Annotated in this window: 18 protein-coding genes; 7 read left to right on the plus strand and 11 right to left on the minus strand. The window is 58.2% G+C overall.

The features are described from left to right. Window positions 1–25: 25 nt before the first annotated feature. Together FE840_RS02035 and FE840_RS02040 are read right to left on the minus strand one after the other, a co-directional pair. A complete protein-coding gene (locus FE840_RS02035) occupies window positions 26–2,449 on the minus strand; it encodes a YbcC family protein (protein WP_138288510.1) in 2,424 nt (807 codons plus the stop codon). A gap of 5 nt (window positions 2,450–2,454) precedes the next feature. Next, entirely contained in the window at window positions 2,455–4,026 is a 1,572-nt protein-coding gene (locus FE840_RS02040; RefSeq protein ID WP_138288511.1) for a proton-conducting transporter transmembrane domain-containing protein, read from the minus strand. A gap of 104 nt (window positions 4,027–4,130) precedes the next feature. Here FE840_RS02040 and FE840_RS02045 point away from each other — a divergent pair, with 104 nt between their 5' ends. The 3 genes from FE840_RS02045 to FE840_RS02055 are packed head-to-tail and all read left to right on the plus strand — an operon-like array spanning window position 4,131 to window position 6,534. Beyond that, window positions 4,131–5,045 (plus strand): LysR family transcriptional regulator, encoded by a 915-nt coding sequence (locus FE840_RS02045; protein ID WP_138288512.1) that lies wholly within the window; start codon window positions 4,131–4,133, stop codon window positions 5,043–5,045. Between the two features lie 53 nt (window positions 5,046–5,098). Continuing rightward, window positions 5,099–6,103: an NAD(P)/FAD-dependent oxidoreductase gene (locus FE840_RS02050; protein WP_138288513.1), complete on the plus strand. Its 1,005-nt coding sequence runs from the start codon at window positions 5,099–5,101 to the stop codon at window positions 6,101–6,103. Next, complete coding sequence (locus FE840_RS02055) at window positions 6,100–6,534, plus strand: DUF3429 domain-containing protein (protein WP_171033770.1); 435 nt, start codon at window positions 6,100–6,102, stop codon at window positions 6,532–6,534. The genes FE840_RS02050 and FE840_RS02055 overlap by 4 nt, the downstream gene beginning before the upstream one ends. On the opposite strand, the gene FE840_RS02060 is transcribed toward FE840_RS02055, so the two are convergent. From FE840_RS02060 to pcaD, 5 genes are read right to left on the minus strand one after another with little or no spacing between them, the layout of a single operon-like run. Continuing rightward, window positions 6,531–7,586: a 3-carboxy-cis,cis-muconate cycloisomerase gene (locus FE840_RS02060; protein ID WP_138288515.1), complete on the minus strand. Its 1,056-nt coding sequence runs from the start codon at window positions 7,584–7,586 to the stop codon at window positions 6,531–6,533. The genes FE840_RS02055 and FE840_RS02060 overlap by 4 nt on opposite strands. A 21-nt stretch (window positions 7,587–7,607) precedes the next feature. Next, window positions 7,608–8,222, minus strand: coding sequence for a protocatechuate 3,4-dioxygenase subunit alpha (pcaG, locus tag FE840_RS02065; RefSeq protein WP_138288516.1), 615 nt, complete (start codon window positions 8,220–8,222; stop codon window positions 7,608–7,610). Beyond that, window positions 8,222–8,971 (minus strand): protocatechuate 3,4-dioxygenase subunit beta, encoded by a 750-nt coding sequence (pcaH, locus tag FE840_RS02070; protein WP_138288517.1) that lies wholly within the window; start codon window positions 8,969–8,971, stop codon window positions 8,222–8,224. Before pcaH ends, pcaG begins: the two co-directional genes overlap by 1 nt. Next, on the minus strand, window positions 8,964–9,380 hold the full coding sequence (pcaC, locus tag FE840_RS02075; RefSeq protein ID WP_138288518.1) for a 4-carboxymuconolactone decarboxylase: 417 nt from the start codon (window positions 9,378–9,380) through the stop codon (window positions 8,964–8,966). The genes pcaH and pcaC overlap by 8 nt, the downstream gene beginning before the upstream one ends. Beyond that, complete coding sequence (gene pcaD, locus FE840_RS02080) at window positions 9,373–10,191, minus strand: 3-oxoadipate enol-lactonase (protein ID WP_138288519.1); 819 nt, start codon at window positions 10,189–10,191, stop codon at window positions 9,373–9,375. Before pcaD ends, pcaC begins: the two co-directional genes overlap by 8 nt. Window positions 10,192–10,285: 94 nt before the next feature. On the opposite strand from pcaD, the gene pcaQ reads away from it, so the two are divergent. Then, window positions 10,286–11,209 (plus strand): pca operon transcription factor PcaQ, encoded by a 924-nt coding sequence (pcaQ, locus tag FE840_RS02085; protein WP_138288520.1) that lies wholly within the window; start codon window positions 10,286–10,288, stop codon window positions 11,207–11,209. Between the two features lie 8 nt (window positions 11,210–11,217). Here the strand turns inward: pcaQ and FE840_RS02090 are convergent, their stop codons facing one another. Continuing rightward, window positions 11,218–11,976, minus strand: a complete 759-nt coding sequence (locus FE840_RS02090; RefSeq protein ID WP_138288521.1) for an IclR family transcriptional regulator domain-containing protein — start codon at window positions 11,974–11,976, stop codon at window positions 11,218–11,220. Between the two features lie 131 nt (window positions 11,977–12,107). Between FE840_RS02090 and FE840_RS02095 the strand changes: the two genes are divergently transcribed. The 3 genes from FE840_RS02095 to pcaF are packed head-to-tail and all read left to right on the plus strand — an operon-like array spanning window position 12,108 to window position 14,746. Further along, window positions 12,108–12,830: a 3-oxoacid CoA-transferase subunit A gene (locus tag FE840_RS02095; RefSeq protein ID WP_138288522.1), complete on the plus strand. Its 723-nt coding sequence runs from the start codon at window positions 12,108–12,110 to the stop codon at window positions 12,828–12,830. After that, window positions 12,827–13,528 carry a 3-oxoacid CoA-transferase subunit B gene (locus tag FE840_RS02100; RefSeq protein ID WP_138288523.1) on the plus strand — a complete coding sequence of 234 codons (702 nt, stop codon included), beginning with the start codon at window positions 12,827–12,829 and terminating at the stop codon, window positions 13,526–13,528. The genes FE840_RS02095 and FE840_RS02100 overlap by 4 nt, the downstream gene beginning before the upstream one ends. Before the next feature lie 12 nt (window positions 13,529–13,540). Next, window positions 13,541–14,746 (plus strand): 3-oxoadipyl-CoA thiolase, encoded by a 1,206-nt coding sequence (pcaF, locus tag FE840_RS02105; protein WP_138288524.1) that lies wholly within the window; start codon window positions 13,541–13,543, stop codon window positions 14,744–14,746. Between the two features lie 39 nt (window positions 14,747–14,785). Here the strand turns inward: pcaF and FE840_RS02110 are convergent, their stop codons facing one another. The 3 genes from FE840_RS02110 to FE840_RS02120 form a co-directional block, all read right to left on the minus strand. After that, on the minus strand, window positions 14,786–15,340 hold the full coding sequence (locus FE840_RS02110) for a DUF922 domain-containing Zn-dependent protease (protein WP_246318832.1): 555 nt from the start codon (window positions 15,338–15,340) through the stop codon (window positions 14,786–14,788). 71 nt (window positions 15,341–15,411) lie between these two features. Beyond that, window positions 15,412–16,134 carry a histidine utilization transcriptional repressor HutC gene (gene hutC / locus FE840_RS02115; RefSeq protein WP_138288628.1) on the minus strand — a complete coding sequence of 241 codons (723 nt, stop codon included), beginning with the start codon at window positions 16,132–16,134 and terminating at the stop codon, window positions 15,412–15,414. Window positions 16,135–16,205: 71 nt separating this feature from the next. Continuing rightward, window positions 16,206–17,561, minus strand: coding sequence for a formimidoylglutamate deiminase (locus FE840_RS02120; RefSeq protein ID WP_138288525.1), 1,356 nt, complete (start codon window positions 17,559–17,561; stop codon window positions 16,206–16,208). Window positions 17,562–17,662: the final 101 nt, after the last annotated feature.

The following is a 17,662-nucleotide window of genomic DNA, read 5'->3' on the forward strand; positions in this document are numbered from 1 at the left end:
AGATGAGATGGCGACGATTGTCGCATTATCCGGCAGCCCTTCTCGCCGGTTTGTCAGCCTTTTCAACTTCGACCTTCTGCCACTTCAGATCACCGCCGTAACGCCAGGCCATATTGCCCTGGTCATCCAAGGAGAAGAGATGAAGCCAGCCATTGTCAAAGAGTTCGCGAACGCCGGGATGACGACGCAGGATATCCGTCATCGCCTCGCATGGCGCCTCGATCATCACCGACAGGCGAAGTGGTTCATGCATCAGCTTTTCGCCATCGTGAACCGACTGCCAGGGTAGGCCCGCCCGCATGAGGCCGCCATTGCCTTCGAACACGCCAATACCACCCACAATGTTGTGAAGCAGCTTGTTGCCGGAACCAAACAGAGAAGGCGCAACAGCAGAGCCGTAATACTGGAGGCTAATCCAGCTTGCGACCACGACCGGTGCGGTCAGGATCAGTTCGAGGACCTTGAATTCCTGATCATTGCGCCAGACGTAATCATGAAGGAACGCCCGTCCCTCCAGCGAGAGGGCATTTGTCCGGTTTCTGGGCGCGGCAATGAACGCCTGACAACCCGCCAATGCCCATTCCGGACGGATTTCCGCCCAGTCACGGCTACGGTTCTCAACCGTTTGTCCGGTAGCACCCGGCAGCCTTTGAGCCCGTTCCAACCGTGACAGACGACCCGCTGTCGCAAGCAACTGCTTCAGTTGAGCAAGCTCTTTCTGATGCCGCTCGACCGCAGCATCCTCCGAATAGAGGATCACAGCATCTGTGGTGGTGTCGTGCAGACCCGCCAGGAAAAGCGTGTCTTCCGGAACCGTAATTCCACGACCAATGAGACCCTTGCGGACATCGGCGTCATTCAAGAGACCCGCAAGCAGCCGCGCGTTGACTTCACCCGAGTAACCGCCGCATGCACCGCAATGAAGAGCACTGGCAAAGGGGTTGTTCACAACATTGGCGCCGTGACCTGCAAGAAGAACAATCCGCGCAAAGCGTTCGGTAAGGGACATGGCCCGCAAGACGGTCTCGGCCATGTTGATCCGGTCATCCAAACCAACGGCTGTTGCAAAACTTGGTGCCGGCTCGGGCGCCTGCTTGGACTTCTTCAGACCAAGGCTGTCCTTCAGAAGCTTGGCGCCATAGACAGGGCCCATGGCTTCCACAAAGGCAAAGGATGACACAGCGGCCAGCTTGAACCGTCCCCACGCACGCGCTGCGCGGGCAGTGAAGCGCTTCAGGTTCTCGCTCTGACCGTCATCCTCGACCTGCGAACAGGTGAAGACACCCGGATTGAGGAGAACAGGTAGGCGACGCTCCACCACATCGGAACCGAAGCTGCGATGGGCTGCGCCAAGGCCGAAGAAGCCGGCAAACCCTAGGGTCTCAACGGAAGTGTCCGTCGTTTCGAGCGCCCGCCTGAAGACCTCGGAACGGACATCGATACAGAAAGCGGCCTGTACGGAAGGTCTTGCGTTGAGTGGCACGATCGTGGCGGTATCCTTGCGCTGCAACAACTGGCTGCTGAGCCGGCGTTGCGCAGCATATTCGGCAGCCGATTGCAGCAATCCGTCGATCACAAGCTCCGGACCCGGGACGATCGGCGCCCGGTGAGCGGCAAGAGACACCTTCCAGGCATCGCCGATCTTAATGGCGGTCTGTAGATAGAGGGCTTCCTCAAAAACCAGGCGCACGGCCAGGAGGTCACGAAGACAAAGGTCTGTTCGTCCGGCAAGCTCGGCATTCCAAAGATTGTGCCGAGCATATTGTGCCCAGCCACCAAGCGTCAGAAGCAGCTGATGGAAATAGGTGCCAGGATCGCTTCCGATCCCAAGCCGCAGAGCCACGCGTTCGATAGCTCCCTCTGCCGTTTCCGGCAGGTCAGCAACGAGAGCGCCAAACCCCTTCAATCCGGCAATTTCCGGCGTCAGATCATGCGTGGCAAAGGCGCGCCAAGCGCTGTAGAGCCCTTTATCCTTCGGCGCAGCCCAAAGGGCTTGCCCCTCGTCAAAATAGCCGCCACAAAAAGCGCCAACCCGGTCGGAAATCAAGCGGGGCCAGTCCTGCCCCGTCTGCTGAAGCGCGAGATCAGCAACTGTCGGCACACGTTCTGCCGGCTTTGAAACTGTCTTCGCCGCAGATTTCAAACCTTCCAGGTCGGGCGTTCCGCTGGCCTTGCTGGCTGTCAGTGCCGCCAGCAAGTCGGCATCAGTTATGCTCCCCTCGGCGATCTTCTCGGCGTACCAGCTTCTTGGCATAGCCAAGGAAATACCGGCGATCCGACCGAGCCGCTCTGCGGTCTGGCTCAGCGATTCTCCGCTCTGCCCGAGGAAGGGGTTGACCGCAACCGTTGCCGTCAGGGGCCATACCGGAGGAATGGCTCTGATTGCCTGCTCGGCAGCCTTGGTCAATGCTTCGGCATGAATATTGTCTATCCGGGACTGATTTGACATCGGACTTACCTCTTCGCTGGGTTCATTGACCGGGAAACGGACCAGCTCCCCAGCAGGCGATCAAACAGGGCATTCAAATAAAGGCCATTGGCCAGATGGACACGCAGGCCCGCTGCGGCAGGATGATACGCCCAGAGCGGGAACATTGCCTGAGCAACAGCCACGACACCGAAGGTGAAGACTGCCAGTACCATCAAGGTCCACTCGAGGGAGGAAGGGTCAGGCGTTGCCGGCAGCGTCCCGTCCATCAGTTTGTAGGTTGCCCACTGCAGGCCAAAGTAGCCGGTTGCTGCAGCAGCGGAGTAGAGCGACGTGCGCCATGTCAGTGCCCATGGAGCAGCGTCGGCGAGCCCCTGCGCAATCAGATAGGCAACCCCAAAGATGAGGATCGCACCGAGAGCCAGTGCTTGCGGCGGCTTGTCCCAGAAGCCGAAGAGCAGGCCGACCACGGCATAGATCGCCAGTGCCAGCAGGAATGCGCGGCCAACCGCCCGACCATCGGGAATGGCCACCGGGCCCGGCTTGCGGATCGAAGCCACGGTCTCAACCGCCGAACCGGAAGCAAGGAAGGCATGGGCCTTGTAAAGAGAGTGAGCGACGATGTGCAGGAGCGCAATCGGGAACAGGGCAAGGCCGCACTGCAGGATCATGAAACCCATCTGAGCGACAGTCGACCAGGCCAGCGATGTCTTCACTGCATTCTGGGTCAGCATTACCAGACCGCCGAAGACGGCCGTAAAGCCACCGATCATGACCAGCACCGCCAGAATTCCAGGCGACAGGATCATCACATCCGCAAACCGGATCAGAAGGAAGCCCCCGGCATTGACCACGCCAGCATGCAGCAGAGCCGAGACAGGGGTGGGGGCCTCCATGACTTCTGTCAGCCATCCATGGGTCGGAAACTGTGCCGACTTCAGCAGCGCGGCAAGCGCCAGAAAACCTGTGGCCCAGAGTGCCGCAGCGGGTGCCATTCCATCCCGTGCCTGCTCGATGATGGCACTGATATCGCCAGTGCCATAGGCAACGACCAGCAGAATGGCAGCGATGGCCAGTGCTGCGTCACCGATGCGCGAGACAACAAACTTCTTCGAAGCGGCCCGTTGTGCCGCAACCCGCCCGGGATAGAAGAGCAGCAGACGATGCAGAAAGAGGCTTGTGCCGATCCAGGCCAGAACGAACTGTAGGATCGTTCCGGACAAGACAAGCAACATGACGACCGCGAGCGTCGCGCTCATCCAGCCCATGAAGGCGCCCTGTCGTGCTTCGCCGTCAAGATAGGTCGCGCTGAAACGCAGCACGACCCAGCCGATGAAGGCGACCAGGAGAAGCATTATGAGGCTGATCAGATCCAGTCGGATACCGAAGGTGAAATAGCCGATCCCGAACGGCGTCGTTGCACCGGCTCCATGCAGGACGAGAATGATCCCGGATCCAAGCGCTGCAACCATCGACAAGATGGCGGCCACATTGGTTGCCAACAAAAGGGAATGTGGACGCATACCAGGCGTCCGGATCGCAAGCACTGCGACCAGAGCCAGAACAAGGGGCGATATGAGAGGAACTGCGTATAACATAGGCTTCTCCAGCCGGAGGGACACTTCACGGCGGTGTTACCAAGAGTCATTCACCAAGAAAAATTCATTGTTTCTTCGAATTCGTTCTATTAAATAGAACAACTATGGCTGAACTGAACTACCATCATCTGCGCTATTTTCGAGCTGTCGCCCATGACGGCAATCTGACGCGCACGGCTGCCCGCCTCAACCTGTCGCAATCGGCGCTCTCCATTCAGATCAAGCAGCTGGAAGAACGTCTCGGTCACCCGCTGTTCGAAAGGCGTGGGCGACAGCTTTATCTCACCGAGGCGGGACGAATTGCCCTCGACCACGCAGACACGATCTTTGCCGCTGGCGAAGAACTCATGGAGACACTGCGGGAGACGGGACGAAGCCGCCGTGCCATTCGCATAGGTGCATTGGCTACCCTGTCACGGAACTTCCAGATGGAGTTTCTAAGACCTATTCTGGGTCGCGCCGATGTCGAATTGATCCTTCGTTCGGGCAGCACGGCGGAATTACTGGCGGCACTCGAAACGCTCAATCTCGACCTTGTCCTGTTGAATCAGGCACCTGCAACCGATGCCATGACGCCGTTTGTTGCCCAGCATCTTTATCAGCAAAGCGTTGGCCTTGTCGGCAAGCCAGGCCTGACGTCCTCAAAACTGCCCTTGTCGGAACTGCTGACGAGCCACCCGGTCATTTTGCCGACACTGGAAAGCAGCGTGCGAATACAGTTCGAAGCCCTGACCGAGAGGTTGGACATCGTCCCACAGATTGCCGCTGAAGTGGACGATATGGCCATGATGCGCCTTCTGGCGCGTGAAGGTATTGGTCTTGCAGTCATTCCGCCGATCGTCGTGAAAGGTGAACTTGAGGCTGGCGCGCTGGTCGAGTTCAATGAACTCCCTGGCATTGCAGAATCCTTCTACGCCGTGACCATAAAGCGGCGCTTCCCAAATCCTCTGATCCGTCCACTCCTTGAAACAAGCCAGGCATCCCGTCGAGATGATGCAGCCAAAACCGTCGGCAGCTGAATAGCGTAGTGGAGCCATCAGCCGGGTGGTCGGGCGCAATCGAAGGAGTACCAGTGAAAAAGAGAATAGCCATCGTCGGAGCAGGAATCGCAGGCCTTGCTGTTGCACGCACGGTTCAGGACTTCGCAGACGTCGCGGTCTTCGAAAAAAGTCGCGGCCTTGGCGGTCGAATGGCCCAGAGGCGAAGAGAAGACTATGCTTTCGATCATGGAGCGCAGTATTTCTCAGTCCGCGGCAGGGATTTTGCGAAGGTCATCAATGATGCCGAGAAGGCGGGTGCCGTGGCGCGCTGGCCGTCATCGATATCGACTTTTCCGGCGCGTGATTTTGCTATGGCTCAGTCATCTGCAGGACAGGATCGATATACCGGCGTGCCGGGCATGAGCAGTCTCGCAGCCTATCTTGCAACTGGCCTTGAGATCAGGCGTGAGTTCGAAGTGAGCACCTTGGAGCGTGGTGAGGCCGGGTGGCAGTTGCGGCCCCTGAATAAGGAAAAGACCGGGGTTGTCATCGGCCCGTTCGATTTTGTCGTGTGTGCAACACCAGCCCCGCAGGTGCTTCGCCTGATGCCCACCGACTTTTCCGGACAGGAAACGCTCGAAAGCGTGCGCATGAGTGGCTGCTTCACCTTGATGATCGGCGATGTGGAAAGGCGTCGGTTGCCCTTTCAGGCTGCCCGGATCGACCATCCCATCCTGTCATGGGTAGCGGCAAATGATACCAAGCCAGGTCGCACCTCGACCTTGTCGCTCACGGTACACAGCCGCAACGACTGGGCAGAAGCCCATCTGGAAGCTGACCGTGATTGGATCAGACAAACCATGCTCGCAGCGCTTTCCGAGGTGCTCGGAATGGATTTCTCTGATGCGGCCTGGATCGACCTTCACCGCTGGCGATATGCGAATGTCGAAAATGCTGCGGGCAAGGACTATCTCTGGGACGAAAAGCTGAATCTGGCCGCTTGCGGTGACTGGTGCCTCGGCAATCGCGTTGAGGCCGCGTTTGATAGCGGGCGACAGTTGGGAGCGGCAATTAGAAGATGGGCGGAAAGAGAATGAGCATGTATGGAGAAAAGCCACTGACGCTGACACTGACCTATCTCGGTGCAGTTCCCTTTCTGGCAGCCGCCCTGGCCACCCTCCTCAGCATCGGGGGTACCTTCCCTGCCCAGACCTTCCTCGCCTACGGAGCCGTGATTTCGGCATTCATGGCAGGAACAGCCTGGATGCAGGGGCAGGCCTTCTCTGTCCAGCCAAAACAGCTCTTGTTGCTGAGCAACGCAGCCGCGCTCATCGCCTTCAGCGCGCTGATTTCCCCTGCGCCTCTCAAGCTGTCGCTCGCCATGCAAGCCATCGCCTTTATCGCACTTCTCTACTGCGACTACCTGGTTGCAGGTCAGGGAAAACAACCGGCCTGGTATTTCGCGATGCGGCGCAACGTTACGATGATCGTGCTGGGAACCTATGCTGTAATGTTTGTCGCGGGCTAATGACCGGCGTCACCCATTGATTCGATTGACTGGGCAAGATCGAGCCCCAGCTTCAACGCGCCACCGCAGGCCACGACCATCTGCGGCAGGATCATCCATTCGAGCGTCCAAGCAGCACCGGAACGCTCCTGCTCATGAACGAGAGAATGATGCAAACCGGAGAGCTGAACAGCGTTGAATCTCGCCAGCGTCACCAGAACCTCAGCCTTTACCGGATTTCGTTTGTGCGGCATTGCAGATGACGCGCCACCTCCCGATAGGCGGACGCTGCCGTTGTCGGCCATCAACGCAATGTCCTGACCGAATTTTCCGAGACTGCCGGTTATCAAGGAAACCAGATGTCCAAGATCTGCAATCACGGTCCTCTGGCTATGCCATTGGGAATGGTCTGCCAGTTCGAGGCGACGCGCAACATCGGCTCGAATTTCCGCAGCTTTGTCGCCGAGTTTTTCGAGTGTCCCGACAGCGCCACCAAGTTGAAGTGGGAGCCCAGTTTCTCGAAAAGCCCTTAGCCGAGCATCGAGATCCGCAAGTGGATCCTGCCAGCTCGCGATCCGGTCACCTGCGAGGATCGGAAGGGCCGCCTGCATGCGCGTGCGCCCCATCAACTGTACATGCCCATGCCTTTGTTTCAGAGCGGCAAGCTCTGCGATGAGGTTCAATAGACGCTGGGCGATCAATGAGAGCGCCGGCTTCAGCCTTAACATCAACCCGGTATCGATAGCGTCCTGGCTCGTCGCTCCGAAATGAACATGGGGCGCGTGCTCACCCAGCGCCTCTCGCCATTGCCTGACCAGTTCGGGAATGACAACGCCATCCGACCCTATGGCCTGGCGGAGCAACACCACGTCGGGCGCAAACCCTGAGGGCAGTCGGGCAATCGCATCCGCTGCTTCGTTCGGTATCAGTTCAAAGGCCGCCTGCGCCTGTGCCAGCGCCACTTCAAAAGCAAGCATGGCAGCAAGTTCCGCCTCGACAGTGAAAAGCTCATAAAGGCTTTCGTCGCCCAGGAGTCCTGCAAGCACAGGATGGTCAAACACACCAACAGTCATCAATCACCACAACAAGAGGGCTCAGAGATCAAAGAATATGGTCTCTTTATCACCCTGTAGATGGATATCGAAACGATAGTGGCCACCCTCACCTGTAGCAATCAATGTTGGCAAACGTACCTTGTGCTCGACCTTCATCAGGATCGGATCTTCAGCGTTTGCAGCCTCCTCATCGGCAAAGTACATTCGCGTATTCAGACCGAGATTGATGCCACGCGCTACGACCCAGAACGAGATATGGGGCGCCATCAGACGACCGTCATTGAAAGGCACTCGACCAGGCTTGATGGTTTCAAAACGGTATTCACCCGTTGTCAAATCGCAGGGACAACGACCCCAGCCGGTGAAATTAGGGTCCGCAGCTCCACGCATCTCCGACGGACTATTGTAAAGGCCGGCCGCATCTGCCTGCCAAGTCTCGATCAATGCATCCCGCAGCGGTGTTCCTGATCCGTCTATGACGCGCCCACTGATTGTGATCCGCTCTCCAGCGGTCTTGTCATTTACCATCGCTGTTCCGAGGTCGACCGGATAGACACCACTGATCTCGGCGAAGTTTGGGGTCAAACCGATATGAACATATGGCCCCGCGGTCTGAGACGCACTTTCTTTCAGATATCCGAGTGACTGAACCATCAGTTGCCCTCCAGGCGATTCTCAAACAGTGTTGAACGACGGCCGCGCAGGACAATGTCGAATTTGTAAGCACGCGCATCCATGGGGATCGTTGCGGACCAATCCAAAGCAGCAACCAATTGCTCAATCGCCGCTTTGTCAGGGATCGTGAGAACGATTGGACACTTCCAGATCATCGGATCGCCTTCGAAATACATCTGGGTGATCAACCGTTGGGAAAACCCGTGGCCAAAGATTGAAAAATGGATATGGGCGGGCCGCCAGTCATTTACGCCGTTCGGCCAAGGATAGGGGCCTGGCTTCACTGTTCGAAAGATATAGTAGCCATCTTCATCCGTAATCGTGCGACCGCAGCCACCGAAATTCGGATCAAGCGCTGCCAGATAGCTTTCCCTCTTGTGGCGATAGCGACCGCCAGCATTGGCCTGCCAGAATTCGACGAGAGCACCCGGAACAGGCCGTCCACGCTCATCGAGCACGCGGCCATGCACGATGATCCGCTCGCCGATCGCGCTCTCGCCGGGCTTGGCGAAATTGTGGATCAGGTCGTTGTCCAGCTCACCGAGTATCGAATGGCCAAAAACCGGACCCGTGATTTCACTGATCGTGCCATCGAGAGAGAGAAGCGCCTTTTGCGGGGATCGCAGCACGGAAGTCTTGTAGTTCGGCGTGTAGGCGGGCGGGTGCCCGTTGCGATCACGGGGGAAGAATGCCCCTGTTTCAGGCTTGCGATTTTTCAGATCACGCATTGCTTTCTCCTGCCGTTTCCCCATCCATCTCTTCAAACACATGCTTTGCGATCTTGAACGCGCGATTGGCCGCCGGCACCCCAGCATAGACCGCGACATGCAACAAGGCCTCACAGACGTCGTCGCGCGTTGCACCCGTATTTGCGGTCGCCCGCACATGCATCGCAACTTCCTCGTCATGACCGAGCGCCGCCAGCAAGGCGATCGTCACCATCGACCTCTCGCGCTTGGTCCAGTTCGGCCTCGACCAAACGGTACCCCACGCGCCTTCTGTAATCATATCCTGAAATGGACGATCAAAGGCCGTAGAGGTCTGCGACGCCCGATCAACATGCGCATCGCCCAAAACAGATCGCCGGGTTGTCATGCCTTGCCGATAGCGATCGCTCTGACCCTTTGCATCAGCCATGCGAGGCCTCCCCTGATATGGTTGAACTGATGAAAGCAGAGAGAACCTCGCTGAGGGCCTCAGGCTGCTCGACACAAGGAATGTGTCCTGCCGCCGATATGACTTCGAAGCGCGCCCCCGGTATGAGACCCGCCATTTCTCGCACAAGATCAGGCGGCGTGGACCCATCCTGATTTCCCACCACGCAGAGGACTGGCACGCTGATCCGTTTTGCCGTTTCGGTAAAATCAGCATCTCGAATGGCTGCACACGTGCCCGTGTAGCCAGCTTCCGGCTGGCGAAGCATCATATTTCGATAACCCGGATATGCCGCGTTTGCCTGGCTGCGAAATGATGGAGTGAACCAGCGCTCCATCACGGCATCCGCAATATCCTCCAGTCCGCCCTCTTCTATGGCCGCAATGCGGGCGTTCCACATGGCGTCGGTACCAATCTTGTGCGCCGTATCGCACAGGATCAGGGCATGGACGAGGTCAGGTCGGCGGGCAAAAAGACCTTGGGCAATCAACCCTCCGACGGACAAGCCAACAAGGATGGTACGCCGGACCTGCAGATGATCGAGAAGCCCGACAAGATCATCGACATGATCGTCAATCGTATAGGGCGCATTTCCAACATCTGAGAGACCATGACCGCGCTTGTCATAAACCAGCAGCGGAAATGGCTGGTCGCCAGCCAGACGTACGATGACATCACGCCAGATACGAAAATCGGTCCCAAGCGAATTGATGAAGACGAGAATCGGATTGTCAGCAGCGCCGCCAATCACCTGATAATGCAGCGACACATCACCTACACGTATGAATTGCACGATTTATTCCTCCACAAAATGATATTGCCGTGTCAGTTTGGTTAGGTAAAATGATGTTTTCCACCTCATCATTAACCAATGGGTTATGTGAATAATGATTGATAATCGGGTCAAATTCCGCCACCTGCAGACATTTGTGGAGGTTGCGCGGCAGAAAAGCGTGATGAAGGCCGCAGATCTGCTTCATGTCAGCCAGCCCGCCGTAACAAAGACAATCCGTGAGTTGGAAGACGTGCTGGGGGTTGCAGTATTTGAGCGAGATGGTCGAGGCATTCGGATCACGCGCTATGGCGAGGCCTTTCTGAAGCATGCTGGAGCAGCGTTGACTTCGCTCCGCCAGGGGTTCGATTCAGTTTCACATGCCCTGCATGCCGAAGCGCCACCCATCAGGATCGGCGCCTTGCCGACGGTGTCGACACGGATCATGCCACGCGCCATGACCATGTTCCTTCAGGAAGCCATTCCGGCCCGGATAAAGATCGTGACGGGCGAGAATTCGGTTTTGCTCGAGCAATTGCGGATCGGTGATCTGGATCTGGTCGTCGGTCGACTTGCTGCACCCGAGCAGATGACCGGCTTCTCATTTGAACACCTCTACTCGGAACAGGTCATTTTCTGTGTTCGGAAGGGGCATCCGCTTCTGGCCAAGCAACACCCGGTCTTTTCGGCGCTCGAACAATACCCGATCCTAATGCCAACGCGGGCATCGATCATTCGCCCCTTCGTCGAGCGCTATCTGATTGCCAATGGCATCTCGTCCCTTCCCACCCAGATCGAAACCGTCTCGGATTCCTTTGGAAGAGCATTCGTGCGCAGTACTGACGCGATCTGGATCATCTCTGCAGGAGTGGTTGCAAGAGATATCGAGGACGGCACGATCGTGGCGCTGCCGATTGACACCAGCGAAACCAAGGGTCCTGTCGGACTGACAGTGAGGGCCGATTCAACACCTTCGATGCCACTCGCAGTGCTCATGGGCACCATCCGCGATGCCGCGAGACAGATCGCGGCATCTTGATCGCGGCCTCACAACACGCTTTGCAACTGCAGTTGGATCTCACGCATCGGCGGCAAGCAGACGGCCGCAAGATCCTTGGCAGGCAGAACGGCAGCTGGAGCGCCCACATTGATGGCGGCCATGACGCGGCCTTTTCGTTCAAGGACGGGGAGTGCAATTGAGCATAGACCGATTTCAAGCTCCTGATCTATCACCGCGAAACCCTGCCGGCGCACCGCTTCTATTTCGGCAACAAGCGATGGAATATCCGTTTTCGTGTAAGGCGTATTCGCCTTCAGGTCGGACGATTTCAGAATTTCCAGAATCTCGCTGCGGGACAAGACAGAAAGCAGAACCCTACCCATCGAGGAACTGTATGCAGGTAGACGAGAACCGGGCATCAGATTGATGGACATCACTCGGCGCTGGAAAGCCCGTGCAATGTAGACGATTTCACTGCCATCAAGGACCGACGCGGACGCACTTTGGCCGACACGTTCGCTCAATTGATCGAGATGTGGCTGCAACAATGAAGGCAAAGGGGTCGCCGATAGCCAAGCATGACCCAAACGCATGATCTTCGGTGTCAGCGAGAAAAACTTGCCGTCATAGTCCGCGTAACCAAGTTCCGAGAGCGTCAGCAGACAGCGCCTTGCCGTGGCCCTGTCGAGACCTGCAAGCTCTGCGGCGGCTGCAATTGAGAGACGCGGCCTTTCAGCGCTGAAGGCTTCGATGACCCGCAACCCCTTTGCAAATCCACCCATCAAATCGCGCTCACCGACAGCCATTTCCTACTCCATTTGTTCGATTATCGAACAAATATCGAATAACGCACAATTCCCTTGATGTCCACGCCTTGTCCGACGTATTTCGTTGAACGAGGCCGGCTTGACCGCGCCTGGAGGAAACGGGAGTTCCCATGGACAAGACTATCCCAAGCCTGGCGGAAGCCGTGGCCGGCATCGGCGACGGCGCGACCGTCATGATCGGCGGCTTCGGCGGCTCCGGCGCACCGATCGAGCTCATTCACGCCCTGATCGACCAATTCAGGGAGACGGGGGGCCCGAAGAACCTGACGGTCATCAACAACAATGCCGGCAACGGTCGCATCGGCATCGCCGCCATGATCGATGCGGGTCTCGTGAAGAAGATGATCTGCTCCTTCCCGCGCTCCTCCGACCCTCGCGCCTTCACCGACCGCTATCTGGCAGGCGAGATCGAGCTGGAACTCGTGCCGCAAGGCACGCTGGCCGAGCGCATCCGCGCCGGCGGCGCCGGCATCCCGGCCTTCTACACCCCGACCGGCTTCGGCACGGAACTGGCCGAGGGCAAGGTCATCGCCGAGTTCGATGGCCGCAAATACGTGCAGGAGCGCTGGCTGAAGGCCGATTTCGCCATCGTCAAGGCGCATCTCGGCGACACCATGGGCAACCTGACCTACCGGATGGCCGGTCGCAACTTCAATCCGCTGATGTGCATGGCCGCCGCCAAGACCATCGCCCAGGTTTCGAAAATCGTGAAGCCAGGCGAGATCGATCCCGAGCAGGTGGTCACCCCCGGCATCTTTGTCGATGGCGTCGTTGAAGTCGCCAACCCGCAACAGGAAGAAGAGCTCATCCGAGCCGGAGTGGCATACGCATGACCGACGCTGCTGCAATCGACACCCGCGAAGACATCAAGCTCTCCAACGCCCAGATCGCCTGGCGCGCCGCCCAGGACATCGAAGACGGCACCTATGTGAACCTCGGCATAGGCTTCCCGGAAATGGTCGCCAAATTCCAGCCGGAAGGTCGTCAGGCGATCTTCCACACCGAAAACGGCGTGCTGAATTTCGGTGAAGCGCCAGCCGCCGGCGAAGAGGACTGGGACCTGATCAATGCCGGCAAGAAGGCGATCACTTTGAAGCCGGGTGCGGCTTTCTTCCACCATGCCGACAGCTTTGCCATGGTCCGCGGCGGCCATCTCGATGTCGCCATCCTCGGTGCCTACCAGGTGGCCGAAAACGGTGACCTCGCCAACTGGCGCGTCGGCTCCAAGGGCGTTCCGGCCGTCGGCGGCGCCATGGACCTCGTGCATGGCGCAAAACAGGTCGTGGTCATCACCGAACACGTCACCAAGGACGGCAAACCGAAGCTCGTTGAGCGCTGCTCGTTCCCGCTGACCGGCGTCGGCTGCATCACGCGCGTTTATACGAGCCATGCCGTGATCGACATTGTCGACGGCAAGTTCGTCGTGCGCGAGAAGCTCGCCGCCATGACCATGGACGAGCTGCAGGCCATGACCGGCGCCAAGCTGCATACCGACGGTCCGGTCGCCGACCTCGTCGTGCCCGCGCTGTAAGGAGTACAAGTCATGACCGAAGCCTTTATCTTCGATTACATCCGCACGCCTATCGGCCGTTTCGGCGGCTCGCTATCCTCCGTCCGTGCCGATGATCTCGGCGCCGTGCCGCTGAAGGCCCTGATGGAGCGCCATGCCGGCATCGACTGGGAAGCCGTCGAGGACGTCATCTACGGCTGCGCCAACCAGGCGGGCGAAGACAACCGCAATGTTGCCCGCATGTCAGCGCTTCTGGCGGGTCTCCCCGTCTCCGTCACCGGGACCACGATCAACCGCCTCTGCGGCTCCGGCATGGATGCGGTCATCACGGCTGCCCGCGCCATCAAGGCGGGCGAGGCCGAGCTGATGATCGCCGGTGGTGTCGAAAGCATGAGCCGCGCGCCCTTCGTCATGCCCAAGGCTGAAACGGCCTTCTCCCGCAATGCCGAGATCTACGACACCACCATCGGCTGGCGCTTCGTCAACCCGCTGATGAAGAAGCAATACGGCGTCGATTCCATGCCGGAGACCGGCGACAATGTCGCGATCGATTTCAAGGTTTCCCGCGAGGACCAGGACGCCTTCGCCGTGCGCAGCCAGACCAAGGCGGCGGAAGCTCAAGCCAATGGGCGGCTGGCGAAGGAAATCGTTGCTGTCACCGTGCCGCAGCGCAAGGGTGACCCCGTGATCGTCGACCGTGACGAGCATCCGCGCGCAACCTCGGTCGAGGCGCTCGCCAAGCTGAAGCCAGTCAACAAGGTGGAAGGCGCCACCGTCACCGCCGGCAATGCCTCCGGCGTCAATGATGGTGCCGCCGCCCTGATCATCGCTTCGGAAGCGGCCGTGAAGAAATACGGCCTTAGCCCGATCGCCCGCATCCTGGGTGGCGCAACCGCAGGCGTTCCGCCGCGCATCATGGGCTTCGGCCCGGCCCCAGCCTCGAAGAAACTGCTCGCCCGCCTCGGCCTGACGCAACAGCAGATCGACGTGATCGAGCTGAACGAAGCCTTTGCGAGCCAGGGCATCGCAACGCTCCGCGATCTCGGCATCGCCGACGACGACCCGCGCGTCAACCGCAACGGTGGCGCGATCGCGCTTGGCCATCCGCTCGGCATGTCGGGCGCCCGCATCGCCGGAACGGCAGCCCTAGAACTGAGGGAAACAGGCGGACGCTACGCGCTCTCCACCATGTGCATCGGCGTCGGTCAGGGCATCGCGATTGCCCTGGAACGGGTTTGATATCGGATTGAAGGCGCCCCATGCGGGCGCCTTTTCAATTCAGGGATTGAGGAAGGCGAGGATCAGCTGGTGCACAGCACCGCCCGGTGACATCTCGACCTGATCGTATTCGCTGTGACGCGCCACATGCGCATCCGAAATCGGCTTCAGCTGCGCCTGAAGTGCCGCGCGCACTTTCTTGCAGCCCGGATCGTTTTCGTCCCTCAGACCAATCGACACGTCCTGGATCTGTTGGGTCAAGTCCTTCATGAACTGCCCGTGCAGCTTTTCGTGGGTGACGATGCCCTCATAGAAGGCCTGCCATTTTGCCGCCACATCGGGAGAAAGCCTCTCGACCGGCTTCGGCAGCGTGTAGGTGATGATGAGCTTCGGCTTTGCGGATGCGAGGACGCAGGCCTGCCCCTGCTGCTGATAGTCGCGCTGCCAGGTGAGCTTGAACGTCGTATGGGCGATGACTCGACCAAGGCTCAGTTTCGGGCCGCGCTCGCCGATCGACTGGTAGAGCTCCATCGGTGACGTGCCATTGACCCTGTAATGTTCGATTTTTTCAATCGGCTCCCATGACTGCGCGAATGCTGGGGCTGCCACGGTCATCAACCCACCTAGCAGCATGGCTATACGCAAACGACTCAAGACCGGTGCTCCCTTCTGATGTTTTGCCGTGTTCATTGGGGGACTGGCGCAAATCGGGCAACAAGGGCATGCCGATCACCGGGATAAGTGAAACGAACATATGTAACAGCACCCGAATGGCTCCAAGTCCGTCGTTCGACCACAAGACATGCTTCGTTGCGGGCAATTTCAAGACAGCGCGCCACGTCCACCGATGCCCCGGTTGCAAAGATGCGATGCTCGGCGGCACTCCACGGGATTACTTTCAACAACCATGCTCCAGGCGACAATTGGGAGAAATCAGGTTTTGCCGCGGCAGGCACGGTCTTCAGATTGATGAGACGCTGTTCAAGGCAGAACGGACGCATAGCGGCACGATGCAGACAGGATACTTCAGCTAACTGATCACCCGGCGACACATCAAGTTTTGCCAGATCACCCTCTATCGCCCGACGGACGGAGAAACTCCCTATTTCATAAGCATATTCAAGCCCAAGCGCGCGAACCTCGGTCTCGATATCGTGAATTTCCAGAACAGCCGACTGGCTTCTCGGCTGGCTGACGAAACTGCCTGACTTTTTCCGACGCTCGATAAGCCCCGCCTTGGCAAGCTGGGTCATCACCTTGTTGACCGTCATGCGCGAGCAACCATAGTGCTCGGCAAGGTCAAGTTCAAACGGCATGCGATGGCCAGGTGGCCAATCACCGGACGTGATCTTCTGCTCTATCTCACTCAAAATTCTCTGGTGAAGCGTCGCGTCGCTCGTCTTGCCAATGGTCACGTAGATCCTTCCATTTCCGACACTCCCTGCCTTTAGCCCACGGCCAGAACGGGGAAAAGTGACTTTCAATGACCATGCTGCCCCATCAGATCAATCATCGCGGCATGGAAGCGTCGCTGGATTTCATCACGTTTGACATGGCGACTATCATGAACAAGGCGGGTCGCGCGAATCCAGACATCTGAAATCCGGATACCGTCGGCGAACAACCAATGATCAAGGATCTGAGCTGGCGGCAACCAGGGAACCTCTGAAAGGTCGAGGCTGATCAGGTTGGCCGGTGCACCGGCTGCAATTCCGCTCTCAGTCCCAAGGGCATATGAACCGCCCCTAAGCGCGTGTTGATAAAGTGCCAAGCCGGTAGACCCACCTGGAGGTGCAATGATGTTTCTGGAGCGAAGTCCTAGCCGCTGCGCGTATTCCAGCATTCGGAGTTCTTCATGAACCGAAATGAGGACATTGGAGTCGGTTCCGATCCCAAAACATCCGCCCTGCTCTGTGAAACTCGGTCCCGAAAAGATGCCGTCACCGAGATTTGCTTCAGTGATCGGACAAAGCCCCGCAATCGCACCGCTCGCTGCCAGCCTTTGCACTTCGTTTTCCGAGAGATGGGTGGAATGAATAAGGCACCAGCTTTGATCAACGGGAGCGTTGTCGAGAAGCCATTCAACAGGTCGTGCGCCCAACCAGGCCAGACAATCTTCAACCTCCTTCGTCTGCTCGGCTGCATGGATGTGGAATGGCCCACCTTTCTTGAAGTGCAGGAGTTTCGATAACTCGTCGGGGGTGACCGCCCGCAAACTGTGGGGAGCCAAACCCAACACTCCGCCGGGCAAGCCGGCAACAAGGATCTCTGTTTTCTCCATGAGTGCGGCAAATCCATCCAGATCATGGATGAACCGCCGCTGACCTTCCGCCGGAGCCTGACCGCCAAAATTCGAATGGGCGTAGAAAACCGGCAGGAGGGTGAGTTCAATCCCGGCTTCCATGCTTGCTGCTGCAATCCGTTCGCTCATTTCAGCAGGGTTGGCGTAGGGTCGACCATCTTGGTCGTGGTGAAGATAGTGGAATTCCCCAACCCGAGAGAATCCGGCTTCCAGCATCTCCATGTAAAGCTGGGCTGCGACCGCTTCGACATGGTCGGGGGTCATCGAAAGCGCAAAGCGATACATGACCGTGCGCCAGCTCCAGAAATTGTCGGTACCTGGGCCTCTTGTTTCCGCAAGACCTGCCATCGCGCGCTGGAAAGCGTGACTGTGAACATTCGACATGGCTGGCAGCAAGACAGAGACAGAAATGTCATTCGCTTCCCGCTGGGCACTGGGGATGACCGCCGCGATCGTCGATCCATCAAGGACAACGCGGACATTGCTGACCAGTCCGCCGGAGAGCAAAGCGAACTCAGCGTGAATTGCCGTCATTTAAACTGCCTCCGGGTAAATGGCCGCAACATTTACATCTTGCGGCACCGATAATAAGTATATACATATTATCACATCCCATCGAAATCACAAGGCGTAGG

The organism is Peteryoungia desertarenae (assembly GCF_005860795.2).
Taxonomy (GTDB): Bacteria; Pseudomonadota; Alphaproteobacteria; order Rhizobiales; family Rhizobiaceae; genus Allorhizobium; species Allorhizobium desertarenae.